Genomic DNA, 17362 nt, shown 5'->3' with positions numbered 1-17362 from the left:
TCAGATGGCGAGCAGGAGATGCTCCGGTTCGCCGAGCAGCAGCTTGGCGACAACGCTCAAGCCCGCGCGCAGTTCCCCCTCGGTGGTCGACCCGAGCGAGATGCGGATCGCAGGATGCCAGGACGTGTCGGCGATGCGGAACGAAGTGCCCGGCGCGATCGCCACTCCGCGCAGGCGCGCCTGCGCGACAAAGCTCTCCTCGGCCCGGTCGCCCGGCAGCTCGAGCCACAGATGCAGCCCGTCGCGATGACAGCGATAGTCGACGCCCGTGAGCACTTCCGCAGCGATCTCCTGCCGGCGTCTCAGCGCGCCGCGCTGCCAGTTGACCAGTTCCATCGCCGTGCCGTCATTCACCCAGCGTGTCGCGATCTCCGCCACCATCGGTGTCGCCATCCAGTTCGAGACGAGGTGACGGTTGGCGACGGCCGCGACATAGCGATCCGGGACCGCCAGATAGCCGATGCGCAGCCCTGGCACGACAATCTTGGTGAAGGAAGTGACGTAGAGCGTCCGCTCCGGCGCGAAGGCGGCGACGGCCGGCGGCCGGCCTTCGACCAGCGGCCCGAGCACGTCGTTCTCGATGATGGCGATATCGTGCTTACGGGCAACGGCGGCGATCTGCTCGCGCCGGGTGGCGTCCATCAACGTCGCCGTCGGGTTGATCACTGACGGCTGGACGAAGACGGCACGAATGTCCGAGAGGCGGCAGGCCTCGTCGAGCGCTTCGGGGATCAGCCCGTTGGCATCGATCGGCAAGCCTTCGAGGTTGAAGCCGAGATAGCGGGCAAGCGGCACCAGCGTGTGATGGCCGATCGCCTCGGTGGCGACCGTCGAGCCGGGCGGCGCCACGCTCATCAGCGCCACCGTCATGCCGGCGGTGGCGCCGTTGGTGAGGCTGATGTTCTGCGGGGACGCCTCCAGCCCGCAGAGCTTCAGCCATTCGACCGCGACCGCGCGGTGGCGCGGGAAAACCATGTTCGGCCGGAACGACAGCGCCGAGCTCGACGGCAGGTTCTCGGCGAGCCAGCCCAGCGCCTGCTTTAGTTTTTCCAGATGCATCGGCTCGCAGACCGGCTTCAGGATGGAGAGGTCGATGACCTCGCCCAGCCGTTCCGGAAGGTAGGGCGGCTCCGGCTCGCGGCGCTGCGTCTGCACGAAGCTGCCGCGGCCGACCTCGCCGGAGATCAGGCCGCGGCGGATCAATTCCTCATAGGCGCGGCTGACGGTCTGCACCGAAAGCTTCAGGTCATCCGCCAGCCGGCGGTGCGTAGGCAGCCGCGTGCCGTTGGCCAGCCGCCCGTCATGGATGGCGCGCGCGAACTGGTCGGCCAGCGAGAGATAGGCCGGGCGGCGGATGAGAGCAGGATCAGGCTGCCATAATGTCATGACTTATTAGAGATCGAAATCAGTGCAATTGACAATCGAAATAATGCATCGTCATGGTGTCTCCAACGAAAGGCGGATCCCGAATGGCGGCAGCGAAACTCGACCCGATCGACCTCAGGATTCTCGACGCCATCCAGCGCGACGGGCGCATCACCAAGCTGGCGCTGGCCGAGAAGGTCGGCCTGTCGCCGACGCCGTGCTGGATGCGGCTGCGCAAGCTGGAAAAGGCCGGCATCGTCTCCGGCTATCACGCCGCGATCGCCATGCGCGCCATCGCGCCGGTGGCGACGGTGCTGATGGAAGTCACCCTGGCCAATCACCGCCAGGCTGACTTCGACCGTTTCGAGCGTGTGGTGCGCGATGTTCCCGAGATCGTCGCCTGCTGGTCGGTAGGCGGCGGCGTCGACTACGTGCTGAAGGTGATGGCGCGCGACATCGATGCCTATCAGCGGCTGGTCGACAGCCTGCTCGAACGTGAGATCGGCATCGACCGCTACTTCACCTACATCGTCACCAAGACGGTCAAGGACGAGACCGTGCTGCCGGTGGCCGATCTGCTGCCGGAGCAACTTTGAGGAGGTAGAGAGATTGCCTGTGGCAGCTGGCTAATAGAGACAATCTCTCTCTGTCAGCTTGCCGAAACAGCCTCTTTGTCTCGATCGCGCGGCTAGTCTCTCCATATCGCCTCGGCACCGGGAGATCCGACTGATGTCCGCGCATTTTGCCCGCACGAACCACCATGAAGCGCTTGACCGCCTCGCCGATCGCCGGCTGTTGCGCGCGCTCGCCTATGTCGATGGCCACTGGACGGCGAGCGAAGCGGCGGCAAGTTTTGAGGTTACCGATCCGGCGACCGGAGCCACCGTCGCCTTCGTGGCGGCACTCGATGCCGCCCAGACGACGAAAGCGATCAACGCCGCGTCCCGTGCGTTTCCCGCCTGGCGCTCGGCGCTGCCGCAGGAACGCTCGAAGATCCTGCGAAAATGGTTCGATCTGATCATCGCGGCCAGGGACGATCTGGCGCTGCTGATGACGCTGGAACAGGGCAAGCCGCTGAAGGAGTCGCTGGGCGAGATCGATTACGCAGCCTCCTTCGTCGAGTGGTATGCCGAGGAAGCGAAACGCCTCAACGCCGAAAGCGTCACTAGCCATCTGCCGAACGCCGAGATGTCGGTGCGCCGCGAACCGCTCGGCGTGGTCGGCGTCGTCACGCCCTGGAATTTTCCATCGGCCATGCTCACCCGCAAGGCCGCGGCCGCGCTTGCCGCCGGCTGCACGGTGGTGGCGCATCCGTCCTCCGAAACACCGCTGTCGGCCCTGGCGCTGGCCGAGCTCGGCGAGCGCGCCGGCCTGCCGGCCGGGGTCTTCAACGTCGTCACCGGCGATGCGCACACCATCGTCGGCGCGATGTGCGCCGACGCCAGGGTTCGCGCCATGAGCTTCACCGGCTCGACCGAGGTCGGTCGGCTGATAGCCGCGCAGAGTGCGCCGACAATGAAACGCTTGGTCATGGAGCTCGGCGGGCATGCGCCGCTGATCGTCTTCGACGACGCAGACATCGACAAGGCGGTGACGATCGCGCTCGACGCCAAATTCGCCACCTCCGGCCAGGACTGTCTCGCCGCCAACCGCATCTATGTGCAGCGGCCTATCTATGACCGCTTCTGCGCCGCTTTCGCGCGCCGCATCGAGCAGCTCCGCGTCGGCAACGGCCTGTCCGCGGACGCCGATATCGGGCCGCTGATGCATGAGCGCGCGGTCAAGAAGGTCGAGGAGCAAGTCACCGATGCGCTTACCCACGGCGCGCGATGCCTGACCGGCGGCAAGCGCCACGCTGCCGGCCCGCTGTTCCACCAGCCGACCCTGCTTGTCGACGTGCCGGACGAAGCTCTGATCATGCATGAGGAAACCTTTGGTCCTGTCGCCGCCGTCACGCCGTTCGACGACGAGGCGGAAGTCGTCGCCCGAGCCAATGCTACCGAATATGGCCTGGTCGCCTATGTCGTCACCGAGAATGGCGCGCGGCAGGCGCGCATAGGCGGCGCCTTGGCGTACGGCATGGTCGCGATCAACCGCGTCAAGATCACCGGCGCGCCGATCCCGTTCGGCGGCGTCAAGCAGTCCGGCATCGGCCGCGAAGGCTCGCGCCACGGGCTCGAAGCTTTTACGGATCTCAAATACCTCTGCCTCGATGTAGCCTAAGCTACGCAGGCCTCATTCTCGTCAGGAGTCAAAAAATGCTCGAACAGTCCAACGAACTCTCCGCCTGGGATCGCGACCACTTCTTCCATCCCTCGACGCACATGGGCACGCACGCGCGGGGTGAGTCGCCAGCCAGGATCATGGCCGGCGGCGAAGGCGTCACCGTCTGGGACAACACCGGCAAGAAGAGCATCGATGCCTTCGCCGGCCTCTATTGCGTCAATGTCGGTTATGGCCGCCAGAAGATCGCCGATGCCATCGCCGAGCAGGCGAAGAACCTCGCCTACTACCACGCCTATGTCGGGCACGGCACCGAGGCCTCGATCACACTGGCCAAGATGATCATCGACCGCGCGCCGAAAGGCATGTCGAGGGTCTATTTCGGCCTCTCCGGCTCCGACGCCAACGAGACCAACATCAAGCTGATCTGGTACTACAACAACGTCCTCGGGCGGCCGGAGAAGAAGAAGATCATCTCGCGCTGGCGCGGCTATCACGGTTCCGGCGTCATGACCGGATCGCTGACCGGGCTCGAGTTGTTCCACAACGCTTTCGACCTGCCGCGCGCGCCGATCTTGCATACCGAGGCGCCGTATTATTTCCGCCGCGCCGATCGTTCGATGAGCGAGGAGCAGTTCTCGCAATATTGCGCCGACAAGCTGGAAGAGATGATCCTTGCCGAAGGCCCCGACACGGTCGCGGCCTTCATCGGCGAGCCGATCCTCGGCACTGGCGGCATCGTGCCGCCGCCGGCCGGTTACTGGCAGAAAATCCAGGCCGTCCTGAACAAATACGACGTGCTGCTCGTCGCCGATGAGGTGGTGACAGGCTTCGGTCGTCTCGGCACCATGTTCGGATCCGATCATTACGGCATCAAGCCGGACCTGATCACCATCGCCAAGGGGTTGACCTCGGCCTACGCGCCGCTTTCCGGCGTCATCGTTTCCGACAAGGTCTGGCAGGTGCTGGTCAAGGGCTCCGACAAGCTTGGCTCGCTCGGCCATGGCTGGACCTATTCGGCGCATCCGATCTGCGTTGCCGCGGGCGTCGCCAATCTTGAGCTGATCGACGAGATGGACCTGGTGCGGAACGCCGGCGAGACCGGCGCTTACTTCCGCACAGAGTTGGCCAAGGCCGTCGGCGGCCACCGGAATGTCGGCGAGGTGCGTGGCGACGGCATGCTGGCCGCGATCGAGTTCGTCAAGGACCGCGACGACCGAGTCTTCTTCGATCCGGCGCTGAAGGTCGGGCCGCAGATCGCCACGGCGCTGGCCGCCAGCGGCGTGATCGGCCGCGCCATGCCGCAGGGCGATATCCTCGGCTTCGCGCCGCCCCTTTGCCTGACGCGCGAGGAGGCCGACATCGTCGTCGCCAAGACCGCCGACGCGGTGAACAGCGTGTTGGCAAGCATCTGAGAAGTGACATGAATGCGATGACCGTAACCGTACCCGCCACCATGGCCGCCGTGCAGCTCACCGGCCATGGCGGCCTGGAGAAGCTCGTCTACCGCACCGATGTGAAGGTGCCCGCGCCGGCCGCCGGCGAGGTGCTGGTCAAGGTCAGCGCCTGTGGCATGAACAACACCGACGTCTGGGTGCGCCAGGGCGCCTATGGCACGGAGGAGGATGCCGCCGCCGTGTCGACCTGGCGCCGGCAAGGCAACACGCTCACCTTCCCGCGCATCCAGGGCACCGACACGGTGGGCACCATCGTCGCGGTCGGTAACGGCGTATCCAACGACCGCATCGGCGAGCGCGTCATGGTCGATTTCTCCATCTACAACCGCGACGACGATTCGCTGGCCGACATCGACTATATGGGCCATGGCCGCGATGGCGGTTACGCCGAATATCAGGCGCTGCCGGCCGAGAATGCGCATGTTGTCGACACCGGGCTCAGCGATGTCGAGCTGGCTACCTTCTGCTGCGCCTATCTCACCGGCGAGCAGATGCTGGAGCGCGCGGCGCTGAAGGCCGGCGAACGGGTGCTGGTCACCGGGGCCTCCGGCGGCGTCGGCTCCGGYATCGTGCAACTGGCGCGGGCCCGCGGCGCCGTTCCTTACGCCRTCGTCGGCAAGGGCAAGGAGCGGGCCGTGCTCGACATCGGCGCCGAGAAGGTGATCACGCGCGGCGTGCCCGACCTGCCCGCCGCCGTCAACGAAGCGACGGGCGGCCAGCCCATAGACGTGGTCGCCGACCTCATCGGCGGCRCCATCTTCAATGACTTGCTGCGCATTCTCCGGCCCGAGGGCCGCTACACGACTGCCGGAGCGATCGCCGGACCGGTCGTGCAGCTCGATCTTCGCACCATGTATCTGAAGCAACTACAGCTCCACGGCTCAAGCCAGGGCACGCGCGCCGATTTCCGCCGCATCGTGCGCTACATCGAGGAAGGAAAGATCAAGCCGCTGGTCGGCGGCGTCTACAGACTGTCGGATTTCCATCGCGCCCAGACCGATTTCATGGGCAAGGACTTCGTCGGCAAGCTGGTGGTGGTGCCGGACGCGATGTGGAGCGGCGCTTGAGCGCGGGACAGATCTGACGGGTCAGCCGAGGTTCGCGCCACTGTCGCCMCAATCGTCGAGAGCCTCGGATAGATCACGATGGCGCTGCCAGCCGGAGTGGCGCCGTGTGGTGGGGCACCGCCGACACGCCGGACGTCGTTGCCGCTCTTGACCTCTTCGGCTAGAGCATAATCCCGAAATTGGGAACCGGTTTCGGGGAAGATCATGCTTCAACATCCAGGGTGCAACGAACGCACGGCCGACTGTGCCGTTTCGCTATACCTCCCATTACAAAACGCTATTTGACGGAGGGGACCCTTCCGGTGCGATGGTGTAGCAAAAGCAGGATAAGGAGCGAGCCATGCCAGGCGCGCTGGAGGGAACGACCGTCGTCTCGCTGGAGCAAGCCGTGGCTGCGCCCCTGGCGACGTCACGGCTGGCCGACGCCGGCGCGCGCGTCATCAAGCTCGAGCGCCTCGAGGGCGATTTCGCCCGCGGCTATGACGACTATGTCCACGGCCTGTCGAGCTATTTCATCTGGAACAACCGCGGCAAGCAGTCCTGCACCGTCGACCTGAAGCAGCCGGACGATCTGGCGCTGGTCGAGGCGATGCTCGCCTCAGCCGACGTGTTCGTCCAGAACCTTGTGCCCGGCGCCACCGACAGGCTGGGCATCGGCAGCGCAGACCTCAGGCGGCGGTTCCCGAGGCTGATCGTGTGCGACATCGGCGGCTACGCGCCAGGAACGCCGGATCACGAACGGAAAGCCTATGACCTGCTCATCCAGGCGGAAGCCGGTCTGGCGGGCATCACGGGATCGGCGACGTCGGGTCCGACGCGCGTCGGCGTATCGATATCCGATATCGCCACGGGACAGGCCGCCTATGCCGCCATCCTCGAAGCCCTGATCATGCGCGAGCGGACCGGGGAAGGGGCCCACCTGCAGGTCTTCTTGTTCGACACCCTCGCCGAATACATGAATGTGCCGTATCTGGCGCGCTATTACGGCGGCAAGGAGCCCAGCCGGCTTGGCCTCGCCCACCCCTCGATAGCTCCTTACGGGCTGTTTCGCGTCAGCGACGGGGAAATCCTGATCGCCGTCCAGAACGAACGCGAATGGGCCGTCTTCTGCGAGAGCGTCCTGCGCTGGCCGTCGGTGGCGACGGATCCGAGATTCGAACGCAACGTGCTGCGCATCAAGAATCGCGAGCCGCTCGACGCTTGTGTGCAGGCGATCCTGGCGCCCTACACGATGGCCGCCTTGTGCGAACTGCTGGACCAGGTGCGCATCGGCTATGGCCGCGTGTCGACCATGGCGGACCTGGCTGTGCATCGCAGCGCGACCAGGGTCGCGGTCGAGACCGCGGTTGGTCCGATAGAGCTTTTCGCGCCGCCCGTCACGGTCGATGGCAAGCGCCCCGAATTGGGCAGGGTGCCCTCGCTCGGCGAACACGATGTGGCCTTGCGACGGGAATTCGGTCCGCCGGATACGGCGGCATCCCAACGGATAGGGAATGGAACGTCATGAGTCTCACCCGCGACCTGACCCGGTTGATCCGCGAAAAGCCGGTGACCGAACGCGATCTTGAATGGGCATCGCTGTTCGTCCTGGATACGCTCGGCTGTGCGCTCGGCGCGTTGCCGACCGAACCTGCCCGCATGCTCAAGGCGGTTGCGCCGCCGGCGCAGGCGGACACGGCCCGCAAGGCATTCTATCTCGGCGGTCTGTCCCATATCCTGGAGATGGACGACCTGCACCGGGATTCGGTGACCCATCCAGGCAGCGTCGTCATTCCCGCGGCCTGGGCCGTGGCCCATGATCACGACCTTGGCGGCGAAGCGTTCCTGCGCGCGGTTCTGGCGGGATATGAAGCCTGTTGCCGCGTCGGCATGTCCGTCGGCAAGAAGCATTACCGGATCTGGCACAACACCTCGACCTGCGGGCCGTTCGGCGCGGCTTTTGCCGTGGCCGAGCTCATCGGCCTCGACGACGACAGGACCGTCTGGGCGCTCGGTAACGCCGGGACCCAGTCGTCGGGGCTTTGGGAGTTCCTGGCCGAGGGCGCCATGAGCAAGCATCTTCACACGGCCCGGGCCGCGGAATCGGGCGTCCTTGCATCGTTCCTGGCCAGGGAAGGGTTCACGGGCGCGCAAAACATCCTCCAGGGCGAAAAGGGATTCTATGCGGGCCTGTGCCCCGACCCGATCCCGGAGGCCGTGACGGCTGGGCCCGATCGGGCCTGGCAGCTGATCAACACCTCGATCAAGCCCTGGCCCTGCTGCCGCCATACCCATCCGGCGATCGACGGCGCCATTGCCTTGCACGCAGAGATAGCCGGCGAAGCCATCGCCAAGGTGAAGGTCGGAGCTTACCGGGCCGCGCTGGACGTGTGCGACCGGCCCTTCCCGGAGGATCCCTACAGCGCCAAATTCTCGCTCCAGCACACGGTGGCGATCGCGCTCGCGGACGGCCGCGTCGACCAGGCAAGTTTCGATGCCGATGCCCGGCAGCGTATGGCCGGCGAACGCAAGAAAGTCGACGTCGAGCTGGCGCCTGGGATCGAGGCTGCGTACCCCGAATCGTGGGGCGCCGAGATCGTGGTGGAGACGGCTTCCGGTCGGCGTCTTTCCGCCGCGCGACACGACGCCAAGGGAGATCCCGGCAATCCGGTGACGGCGACCGAGCTCTCCGAGAAAGCGCGCGCGCAGCTCATCGCCGGCGGCAGTTCGCCAGCCCGCGCCGACGAACTGATCGGCGCCATCCTTGCACTGCCCGGCAACCGCCCGGTGCGCTCGCTGGGTTTGTTTGAACTCGCTGGAGACGCGCGTCCCCAGGCACGTGCCGCGGGGAGCGCTTGATGTTCAAGGATGTCGACAACGAGGAGATCCGCGAGGCCGTGCGTCGGCTCTGCGAGCGGTTTCCGGGCGAATACTGGCGCAAGCTCGACGCCGCCCGCGCTTACCCGCTGGATTTCGTCAACGCGCTGACGGAGGCGGGCTACCTCGCGACGCTGATCCCCGAGGAGTATGGCGGGGCGGGCCTGACGCTTTCGGCGGCGGCGGCCGTGCTCGAGGAGATCCAGCGCGCCGGCTGCAACGGCGCCGCCTGCCACGCGCAGATGTACGTCATGGGCACGCTGCTGCGGCATGGCAATGAGCAGCAGAAGCAGCGTTATCTTCCGAAGATCGCTTCCGGCGAATTGAGACTGCAGGCGTTCGGCGTCACCGAGCCCGGCAGCGGAACCGACACGACCTCCATCCGCACGTTCGCCCGCAGGGACGGCGATCATTACGTCGTCAGCGGCCAGAAGATCTGGACAAGCCGGGCCGAATATTCCGACCTGATGCTGCTGCTTGCCCGCACGACCCCGAAAGACCAGGTATCCAAGCGCACCGAAGGCCTTTCGGTGTTCATCCTCGACATGCGCGAGGCGCTCAAGCAGGGGCTTTCGATCCGGCCCATCCGCACCATGATGAACCACTCCACGACCGAGGTCTTCTTCGACAATGTCGAGGTCCCTGTCGAAAACCTGGTTGGGGAGGAGGGCAAGGGGTTCCGCTATATCCTTTCCGGCATGAATGCCGAGYGGATCCTGATCGCCGCCGAATGTATCGGCGATGCCAAATGGTTGATCAGGAAGGCCTCCGCCTATGCCTGCGAGCGCAACGTCTTCGGCCGGCCGATCGGCGCCAACCAGGGCATCCAGTTCCCGATCGCCAGGGCCTACGCCAACACGCGCGCCGCCGAGCTGATGGTCCGTGAGGCGACGCGCCTCTACGAGGCCGGCCTCGACTGCGGCGCCGAAGCCAACATGGCCAAGATGCTGGCCGCCGATGCCTCGAACGAGGCCGCCAATGCGTGCATCCAGACGCATGGCGGTTTCGGCTTCGCCGAGGAATACGATGTCGAGCGCAAGTTCCGCGAAACCCGGCTCTACCAGGTGGCGCCGATCTCGACCAACCTCATCCTGTCCTACCTCTCCGAGCATGTGCTCGGAATGCCACGTTCCTACTGACGGACAAGGCCAGTGGACACGACAGGGAAGAAACCGTTCGCCGACTGGATTGGCCGTCAAAGCGAAAGCTTCGATGTCGTTTCGCAGCGCCTCGTGCAGAGCTTCAGAGCGATATTCGAGCCCAATCTCGCACCGTTGGCCGCCGGCCACGCGCCATTGGGGATCCACTGGTGCCTGTCGCCGGCGATCGTCGCAATGGACCAGTTGGGAGCCGATGGCCATCCGGCCAGAAACCTGTCCTTGCCGCCGGTGCCRCAGCCGCGCCGCATGTGGGCGGGTGGTGAATTGCAGATGCACGATGCCTTGCGGATCGGCGATGAGGTCCGTCGGGTCTCCACGATCCGCGACGTCGTACGCAAGCAAGGCAGGTCTGGTGAACTCTGGTTCGTCGCGGTCGACCACCGCTATCACACCGCACGCGGCATCGCGCTGAGCGAACGGCACGATATCGTCTATCGCGAGGCCGCGACGCCGAAGCACGCCGCATCGGGCCGCGAGAAGACCGCTCCGATGCCAGGCCGCCCGGTCGGCGCATCGTGGGCCCTGGTCCCGTCGTCCACGCTGCTGTTCCGCTATTCGGCCATCACCTTCAACGGCCACCGCATCCACTATGACCTGCCTTACGCCACCGAAACGGAAGGCTATGAGGGCCTTGTGGTCCATGGCCCGCTGCAGGCCACGCTGATGTTCAACCTCGCGGCGGCTCGCGGCACCGGAATCCCGGCGACCTTCCGCTACCGGGGCGTCGCGCCGGCGATCGCGGGCCGCAGCCTCACCATCGCCGCTTCCCCTGACGCTCAGCGGTTCTGGACCCAAGGCGACGGCGGTGTAGTCCATATGGAAGCCGATGTCGGTCGGGATCCGGCGCCATAAGCCCGCACGGCACTCAATGCCGGCCTGGATGACTTTCTCGAGCTGATACCTGTGCTTCGGCGGGCTCGCGAGCTAATGCATGTCGCCCAGAAGTGCGCAGCGGTTCTGGGACAACGACATGCATCAAAACAAGGACTTAAAGCGCGTCGCCTGAATCCGTTTCAGCGCGACGCGCTTTAAGCGAAGCTGCCTGTTGCGCATTGCCGTTTTCAAGTTATGATGGAAATCGTCAATATTGGAAACGATATGAAAAAAAACTTCAAGCTTGAACCGGCAACCGCCGGCGACGCCTCCGACATCATCAACCTTCTGAGCTGGGCTTTCGGCTTCAGCAAGGTCCGGTCTGAGGAATACATCGCCAATGCCGGGCTGGCTTCGCTGAGGCTCCTGCGCGACGAGGACGGGCTTCCGATGGCTTGCGCGGCCTTGCTCGAAACCGCGCATGTCTTCCACCGCAGGCCGGTGCGGGCCGTCAACATCGCCCATGTGGCGATCGCGCCGGAGCGGCGTGGGCAGGGCCTAGCGGTTCCCTTGGTCGACGCGCTTTGCGAGGAGGCAAAGGCAAATGGCGCGGCGGTCGCGACGCTGTTTGCCTCGACCCGGCCGGTCTATCGCAAGGCGGGCTTCGAGCTCGCCGGCCACGAGATCGTCTACGAGGCCGAGACCGCGGCGTTGCCCTCCGCCAGCCGGCTTGGCTTCGAGCGCGTCGAACTCGACGATCAGCGGCTGGCCGGCGCCTATGCCGAAAAGACGTTGCGCGAATCCGGGCTGCTCGTGCGCGGCACGGCGCACTGGAACGAGTTGCGCCGCGCGCCGACCGATGCGCTCGCCGCCTATTTGGCCGAGGGCGAGGCCGCCTATCTGATCCTCGACATGGGCAACGAGGCGCGTCTTGAGGTCCGGGACTGGTTTGCCGCTTCGCCCGAGGCGGCGCTTGGCCTGCTCTCCTTCCTCGCCCGCTTCCGCTCGGTCTATCCGGCCGTGCGCTGGCACGGCGCTCCGCAGGACGATCTGGTGGCGGCCATGCCGGACAAGGGCTGGCGGCTTGCGCATCAGGAGGAGTGGCTGCTGCGCGTGCTCGACCCCCCAGCCGCGCTGCGCCAGCGCGGCTACCATGTCGACGCAGCCCGGCTCGCGTTGCGCATCGGCGAGGCGCCGCCGCTGGAGATCGACATCCGCGCCGGCAAGGCGGAGGTAGGCGAGGCGGCCGGCGCGTTGGGCGGGGCGGTGTCACTGCAACCGACCGCCTTCGCCCAGCTCTTCACGGGCTTTCGCAGCGCCTCGAAACTGGCGCAGTATCGCCTCGTTTCCGGCGACTCGGCTGACATACGCCGCTGTGACCAGCTCTTTGCCGGATCGCCGCCCTGGGTGGCGGAACATTTCTGAGCATGATCCCGAAAAGGTGGGAACCGGTTTTGGACAGGATCATGCTCACACCAGGAAGCTTTTGAGGGATATTGCATGACACACGCGCTGATAGCCTCGCTGAGAGCGGCGGCGGGCGACATGACGCCAGCGCTGGCGCGGGTCGCCGAGACGGTGCTGGCGCAACCCGACGCCACGCTTCGCCAGAGCATCACCGAGCTTGCCGAAACGTCCGGATCGTCTGAGGCGAGCGTCATGCGCTTTTGCCGCGACCAAGGCTTTTCCGGCTTCCAGGATTTCAAGCTGGCGCTGGCCAAGGAATTGGCGACCGACGAACGGGCGCGCGATAACGGCTCTCCTTCCGACGACATCCAGCGGCTGGTCGAAACCGCGATCACCTCGCTGCGCGAGACCGAGCAGCTGATCGTTCGCGAAGACGTCGCCGTCGCGTCGCGAAAACTCCTCGACGCTTCCGTGGTCGAGTGTTTCGGCATCGCCGCCTCCGCCGTCACGGCGCAGTATCTCGCCTACAAGATGACCCGCATCGGCAAGTTCAGCCGCGCGCTGGGCGATGCGCATCTGGCGGTTATGGCGGCGGGAACCGCGCAGCCGGGGACGGTGCAGGTGGTGATCTCGAGCTCCGGCTCGACCATCGACGCCGTGCGTGTCGCCGAGCTCGCCCGCTCCAAGGGCGCTTTCGTCATCGGTATCTCCAACCGTTCGAAGAGCCCGCTGATCGCCGTCTGCGACCTGGCTTTGATTGCCTCCTGGCCGGAGACGCCGCTCACTGGCGGCGCCTTCCCGTCGAAGATCAGCCAACTGCTCATCGTCGATGCGCTGGTCGCCGAGATGACCAGGCAGGATCCGAAGCGGCTGGTCGAGCTCAGCCGCACGGCGGAGGTCGTGAGTGACCGCAGCTTCTGATTTGCCGGTGCTCGCCATCGATATCGGCGGCACCAAGATCGCGACAGCCGAAGTGCGTGGCGGCATGATCGCCAACCGCCGCCAGGCGCCGACGCCACGCACCGGCAGGGGTGACGACCTGATCGCGGCCATCGCTGGGCTTGCGCCGAAAAGCGGTTTTGGCGCGGTGGCCGTCGCCACCACCGGCATCGTGCGCGACGGCGCGTTGACGGCGCTGAACCCCGAAACCCTGCCGATCGAGGACGGTTATCCGATTGCCTCGGCGATCGAGCGCGCTTTCGGCATGCCGCCGTTCGTCGTCAATGACGCGCAGGCCGCTGCCTGGGCCGAATTCACGATCGGCGCCGGCGAGGGTTTTCGCAACTTCGCCTTCTTCACCGTCTCCACCGGCATCGGCTGCGGGCTGGTGATAGATGGCCGGCTGGAAAGCGGCGCGACCGGGCTCGCCGGCCATGTCGGGCACACGCGCTCCGAGCCCGGCGGCATCCTGTGCGGCTGCGGCCGGCGCGGCTGCCTGGAGACGGTCGCCTCGGGTACGGCGCTGGCGCGGCTGGGCAGCGCGCGCCTGGGCCGCAAGGTTACGGCGCCGGAGCTGTTTGCGGCGGCGGAACAAGGCAACGGTAATGCCGCGGAAATCATCGCCGGCGCGGTCGCAGCACTGGTCAACGCCTTTGCTGACCTGACGGCCTCGGTTGATGTCGACTGCTTTGCCGTCGGCGGCGGAGTCGGCCTCGCCGGCGGCTTCATCGAGGCACTGCACGCGCGCTCGCTCGACCTGCCCCGCGTCTACCGGCGTCCCATCCTCGCCGCGCGTGCGGGCGCCGATGCCGGCCTGCTTGGCGCGGCGACGCTGGCACGCTCGAAAGTGCCTGACGGAAATTTTCATCTTATATAACTTCTTGACAAAAACTTTCATCTACGCTTGGTTAGAGAGGTGATGCTCTTCCAGGAGATGCCCCGGTGCAGGCCAAGCAGGGCGATTTGCTCGCCACACTCGATGGAACGCTGGTCGTGTCGTGCCAGGCCGAATCCGGCCTGCCGCTCGACGCTCCCGGCCACATCGCCGCGATGGCGCGCTCCGTCGTGTTGGGCGGCGCCACCGGCGTCCGCATCGAGGGGGTGGCCAACATCGCCGCCGTCCGCGCGGCGGTCGACGTGCCGCTCATCGGCCTGATCAAGTCCAGGCGCGACGACACCGAGGTCTACATCACACCGACGCTCGACGACGTCGCCGCCGTCGTCGAGGCCGGCGCCGATGTCGTCGCGATCGACGCCACCGCCCGGCCGCGCCCCGCCGAGCTGAAGGCGATGTTCGCCAGCATCGCGACGAGGGGGCGGCTCTCCATGGGCGACGTCGCCACGCTCGATGAAGGCCGGCGCGCGCTCGATGCCGGCGCTGACCTCATCAGCACCACCATGGCCGGCTACACAAACTATTCCAGCGACCAGCGCGGCCCCGCCTTCGCCCTGATGGAGGAACTCGCCCGTGCCGGCCTTCCTTTCGTTGCCGAGGGGCGCATATGGTCGCCGCACGAGGCCGTCCGTTGCTTCGAGCTCGGCGCCCGCTTCATCGTCGTCGGCGGCGCCATCACCCGGCCCGACGCCATCACCCGCCGTTTCGCCGACGAGGTCGCCGCCTCGAGTGCCCGTCCGCAACTGAGAAGGAACCCGACATGATCAAGCGCCGTCGCGTCGCCGTCATTGGTGCAGGCTTCATGGGCTCCATGCATGCCGGCATCTTCGCCAGTATGATGGGCTCCGAGCTCGCGGCCATCGTCGATCCCAACCGCGCGTTGGCCGAGGCCGTGGCGGCCAAGGCGCCGGGCTGCAAGGTCTATGACAGCCATCAGGCGCTGCTCGGCTCGGAACGCGATCTCGATCTCGTCTCGATCTGCACGCCGGACAATCTGCATCTGGCGCCGGCCGTTGCAGTTGCCGAAGCCGGCATCAACGTCTTCGTCGAGAAGCCGATCTCCTCCAAGGTCGACGACGCCCAGGCCATCATCGCGGCTTGCGAGGCGGCGGGCGTAAAGCTCGGCGTCGGCTACCTGCTGCGCTTCGATCCGCGCTACGCCGCCGCCAAGGAGCTGATGGCATCGGGCAAGATCGGTGAGCCGATCCACATCTATGCCCGCCGCAACAGCGCCCGCACCGAGGGCCCGAAGCGCTATGGCGGCAAGCTGCCGCTGGCACTGCATGTCACCGTCCACGACGTCGACATGGTGTTGTGGATGCTCGAGGGCCAGCAGCCGGTGTCGGTCTATGCGCAGCAGACCGATAAGCTGCTGGGCAGCTCCGGCACACAGGACAGCATCGCGGCCATCGTGCGCTTTTCCGGCGGCACAGTCGTCAATTTCGAGAGCGCCTGGTCGCTGCCGTCCGGCGCGCGCCACATGATCGACGCGCGCATGGAACTTATCGGCACCGACGGATCCTTCGAGGTCCAGTGCGGCGACAGCGGGCTCTATTTCGCCAGCAACGAGACGTCGCGCGAGATCGACACCCAGCACTGGCCCCAGCTCAACGGCCGTATCGACGGCGACCTCGCGCGCCAGCTCGGCGGCCTCATCGACTGGCTGGACGGCGCGGCGATGCCGATCGCCACCGGCCGGGAAGCCCTTCGTTCGCTCGAACTCACCCTTGCCATGATGCAGTCGGCACAGAGCGGCGAAATCGTGCGCCTCGGTTGAGCTCAGTCAAACGGACGGCGCTGTTGCAACGAGGCCAGACGGCCCAAGAATGGGAGACGAAAACATGCTGAACAGACGCAATCTACTGATGCTTGGCGCGGCCGCCGCCGCGCTCTCGCTGGCCGCGCCGGCCTCGGCCGAAGACAAGCCGTTCAACGGCGTGCAGATATCGGTGCTGCTCGAGGGCCATCCGACCACCGACGCCATCCAGAAGATGGTGCCCGAATTCAAGGAGAAGACCGGCATCGACGTGGCGATCGAGGTCGTGCCCGAGGCCGACATCACCGCGAAGGAGCTGCTCGAGTTCTCGTCCAAGTCCGGCCGCTACGATGTCGTCCAGAACAACATCATCTACCTGCCGGGCTTCGTGAAGTCGGGCTACATCGTGCCGCTCGACGATTTCCTGGCCAAGCACAAGGAGAATTTCGACAAGGCCGATTTCGTGCCTGGCTATTTCAATACCAACGTCCTCGACGGCAAGGTCTACGGCCTGCCGGTCTATGGCGAGAGCACCTTCGTCATGTACCGCAAGGACCTGTTCGAACAGTACGGGCTGGCGGCGCCGAAGTCCTTCGAGGACATCGAGAACGCGGCGAAAACCATCTCGGAAAAGACCAACAAGCAGATCGCCGGCATCACCATGCGCGGCCAGCAGGGCATCCAGGGCGTCTATGTCTGGGCGGCCTATCTGTGGGGCTTCGGCGGCTCCTTCTTCGACGCCAGCGGCAAGTCGGCGCTGGCGACACCTGAAGGCATCGCCGCGCTCGACGCCTTCACCAAGGTGCTGAAGGACTACGGTCCGGTCGGCGTCGCCAATTTCGGCTGGGAAGAAAACCGGCTGCTCTTCCAGCAGGGCAAGGCGGCAATCACGCTCGATGCGACCGTCAACGGCGCCTACAATGAAGATCCGGCCGTCTCGACGGTGGTCGGCAAGGTCGGCTATGTGCCGGTGCCGATGAAGTCGGCTTCGCCGAAGGGCGGCTCGTCCTCGCTCGCCGTGCATTCCATGTATGTCTCGGCCGAGTCGAAGAACCAGGAAGCGGCGGMCCTCTTCGCCGCCTGGGCAACCGCAAAGGAGCAGCAGCTGAAATCGATCGAGACCGATCCCAACTCCGGCGTGACCTCGCTCTCGGCGCTCAACAGCGACAGTTTCGGCAAACGCTACGGCGCCTTCAAGGAAGGCATGATCGCGGCCATCAACGCCGGCAACCCGCAATATCTGCCGACGGTCGAGCAGGCGAACGAGATCATCAACAACACTGGCATCGCCGTCTCCAAGGCGCTCGCCGGAACCGCAAGCGCGGCCGACGCCCTGAAGGAAGCCGACGAAGCCAACAACGCCGCGCTCGCCCGCTAGGTCGAGAGGCGTGCCCTGCCGCGTGCGCTCCCTGTGCGCGGCAGGG

At 65.9% G+C, this 17362-nt stretch carries 15 protein-coding genes; 14 read left to right on the top strand and 1 reads right to left on the bottom strand.

Annotated features, from left to right (window positions below):
* Positions 1 to 1386 (bottom strand): PLP-dependent aminotransferase family protein, encoded by a 1386-nt coding sequence (locus LCM4577_RS30125; RefSeq protein ID WP_071074525.1) that lies wholly within the window; start codon positions 1384 to 1386, stop codon positions 1 to 3.
* A gap of 83 nt (positions 1387 to 1469) precedes the next feature.
* On the opposite strand from LCM4577_RS30125, the gene LCM4577_RS30120 reads away from it, so the two are divergent.
* The 14 genes from LCM4577_RS30120 to LCM4577_RS30055 all read left to right on the top strand — a co-directional run bounded on the left by LCM4577_RS30120 (position 1470) and on the right by LCM4577_RS30055 (position 17316).
* Positions 1470 to 1961, top strand: coding sequence for an Lrp/AsnC family transcriptional regulator (locus LCM4577_RS30120; RefSeq protein ID WP_071074524.1), 492 nt, complete (start codon positions 1470 to 1472; stop codon positions 1959 to 1961).
* 133 nt (positions 1962 to 2094) lie between these two features.
* On the top strand, positions 2095 to 3588 hold the full coding sequence (locus tag LCM4577_RS30115; protein ID WP_071074523.1) for an NAD-dependent succinate-semialdehyde dehydrogenase: 1494 nt from the start codon (positions 2095 to 2097) through the stop codon (positions 3586 to 3588).
* Between the two features lie 35 nt (positions 3589 to 3623).
* Positions 3624 to 5003, top strand: coding sequence for an aspartate aminotransferase family protein (locus LCM4577_RS30110; RefSeq protein WP_071074522.1), 1380 nt, complete (start codon positions 3624 to 3626; stop codon positions 5001 to 5003).
* 8 nt (positions 5004 to 5011) lie between these two features.
* A complete protein-coding gene (locus LCM4577_RS30105) occupies positions 5012 to 6112 on the top strand; it encodes an alcohol dehydrogenase family protein (protein ID WP_071074521.1) in 1101 nt (366 codons plus the stop codon).
* 340 nt (positions 6113 to 6452) lie between these two features.
* Positions 6453 to 7619, top strand: a complete 1167-nt coding sequence (locus tag LCM4577_RS30100; protein ID WP_071074520.1) for a CaiB/BaiF CoA-transferase family protein — start codon at positions 6453 to 6455, stop codon at positions 7617 to 7619.
* Positions 7616 to 8950, top strand: coding sequence for an MmgE/PrpD family protein (locus tag LCM4577_RS30095; protein WP_071030740.1), 1335 nt, complete (start codon positions 7616 to 7618; stop codon positions 8948 to 8950). Before LCM4577_RS30100 ends, LCM4577_RS30095 begins: the two co-directional genes overlap by 4 nt.
* Positions 8950 to 10107 carry an acyl-CoA dehydrogenase family protein gene (locus tag LCM4577_RS30090; RefSeq protein WP_071074519.1) on the top strand — a complete coding sequence of 386 codons (1158 nt, stop codon included), beginning with the start codon at positions 8950 to 8952 and terminating at the stop codon, positions 10105 to 10107. Before LCM4577_RS30095 ends, LCM4577_RS30090 begins: the two co-directional genes overlap by 1 nt.
* A 12-nt stretch (positions 10108 to 10119) precedes the next feature.
* Positions 10120 to 10980, top strand: coding sequence for a MaoC family dehydratase N-terminal domain-containing protein (locus tag LCM4577_RS30085; protein ID WP_071074518.1), 861 nt, complete (start codon positions 10120 to 10122; stop codon positions 10978 to 10980).
* Positions 10981 to 11226: 246 nt separating this feature from the next.
* Positions 11227 to 12366 carry an enhanced intracellular survival protein Eis gene (gene eis, locus LCM4577_RS30080; protein WP_071030793.1) on the top strand — a complete coding sequence of 380 codons (1140 nt, stop codon included), beginning with the start codon at positions 11227 to 11229 and terminating at the stop codon, positions 12364 to 12366.
* A 75-nt stretch (positions 12367 to 12441) separates the two neighbouring features.
* Positions 12442 to 13269 carry a MurR/RpiR family transcriptional regulator gene (locus LCM4577_RS30075; RefSeq protein WP_041006570.1) on the top strand — a complete coding sequence of 276 codons (828 nt, stop codon included), beginning with the start codon at positions 12442 to 12444 and terminating at the stop codon, positions 13267 to 13269.
* Positions 13253 to 14164: an N-acetylmannosamine kinase gene (locus tag LCM4577_RS30070; RefSeq protein ID WP_083354893.1), complete on the top strand. Its 912-nt coding sequence runs from the start codon at positions 13253 to 13255 to the stop codon at positions 14162 to 14164. Before LCM4577_RS30075 ends, LCM4577_RS30070 begins: the two co-directional genes overlap by 17 nt.
* A 65-nt stretch (positions 14165 to 14229) precedes the next feature.
* Complete coding sequence (locus LCM4577_RS30065; RefSeq protein ID WP_071030736.1) at positions 14230 to 14946, top strand: N-acetylmannosamine-6-phosphate 2-epimerase; 717 nt, start codon at positions 14230 to 14232, stop codon at positions 14944 to 14946.
* Positions 14943 to 15959, top strand: a complete 1017-nt coding sequence (locus LCM4577_RS30060) for a Gfo/Idh/MocA family protein (protein ID WP_041001849.1) — start codon at positions 14943 to 14945, stop codon at positions 15957 to 15959. Before LCM4577_RS30065 ends, LCM4577_RS30060 begins: the two co-directional genes overlap by 4 nt.
* A gap of 64 nt (positions 15960 to 16023) precedes the next feature.
* Positions 16024 to 17316 (top strand): sugar ABC transporter substrate-binding protein, encoded by a 1293-nt coding sequence (locus LCM4577_RS30055; RefSeq protein ID WP_083354892.1) that lies wholly within the window; start codon positions 16024 to 16026, stop codon positions 17314 to 17316.
* The last annotated feature ends 46 nt before the right edge of the window (positions 17317 to 17362 follow it).

The organism is Mesorhizobium sp. LCM 4577 (genome assembly GCF_001854795.2).
Lineage (GTDB): Bacteria > Pseudomonadota > Alphaproteobacteria > Rhizobiales > Rhizobiaceae > Mesorhizobium > Mesorhizobium plurifarium.
The sequence above is the reverse complement of the archived record's forward strand: the minus strand, read 5'-3'. Positions and strand labels throughout refer to the sequence as shown.

Excerpts from the sequence above, each read along its gene's own strand:
- LCM4577_RS30120 (WP_071074524.1), top strand. The coding sequence starts at position 1,470 with ATGGCGGCAGCGAAACTCGACCCGATCGACCTCAGGATTCTCGACGCC.
- LCM4577_RS30115 (WP_071074523.1), top strand. The coding sequence starts at position 2,095 with ATGTCCGCGCATTTTGCCCGCACGAACCACCATGAAGCGCTTGACCGC.
- LCM4577_RS30100 (WP_071074520.1), top strand. The coding sequence starts at position 6,453 with ATGCCAGGCGCGCTGGAGGGAACGACCGTCGTCTCGCTGGAGCAAGCC.
- eis (WP_071030793.1), top strand. The coding sequence starts at position 11,227 with ATGAAAAAAAACTTCAAGCTTGAACCGGCAACCGCCGGCGACGCCTCC.
- LCM4577_RS30125 (WP_071074525.1), bottom strand. The coding sequence starts at position 1,386 with ATGACATTATGGCAGCCTGATCCTGCTCTCATCCGCCGCCCGGCCTAT.
- LCM4577_RS30110 (WP_071074522.1), top strand. The coding sequence starts at position 3,624 with ATGCTCGAACAGTCCAACGAACTCTCCGCCTGGGATCGCGACCACTTC.
- LCM4577_RS30095 (WP_071030740.1), top strand. The coding sequence starts at position 7,616 with ATGAGTCTCACCCGCGACCTGACCCGGTTGATCCGCGAAAAGCCGGTG.
- LCM4577_RS30075 (WP_041006570.1), top strand. The coding sequence starts at position 12,442 with ATGACACACGCGCTGATAGCCTCGCTGAGAGCGGCGGCGGGCGACATG.
- LCM4577_RS30060 (WP_041001849.1), top strand. The coding sequence starts at position 14,943 with ATGATCAAGCGCCGTCGCGTCGCCGTCATTGGTGCAGGCTTCATGGGC.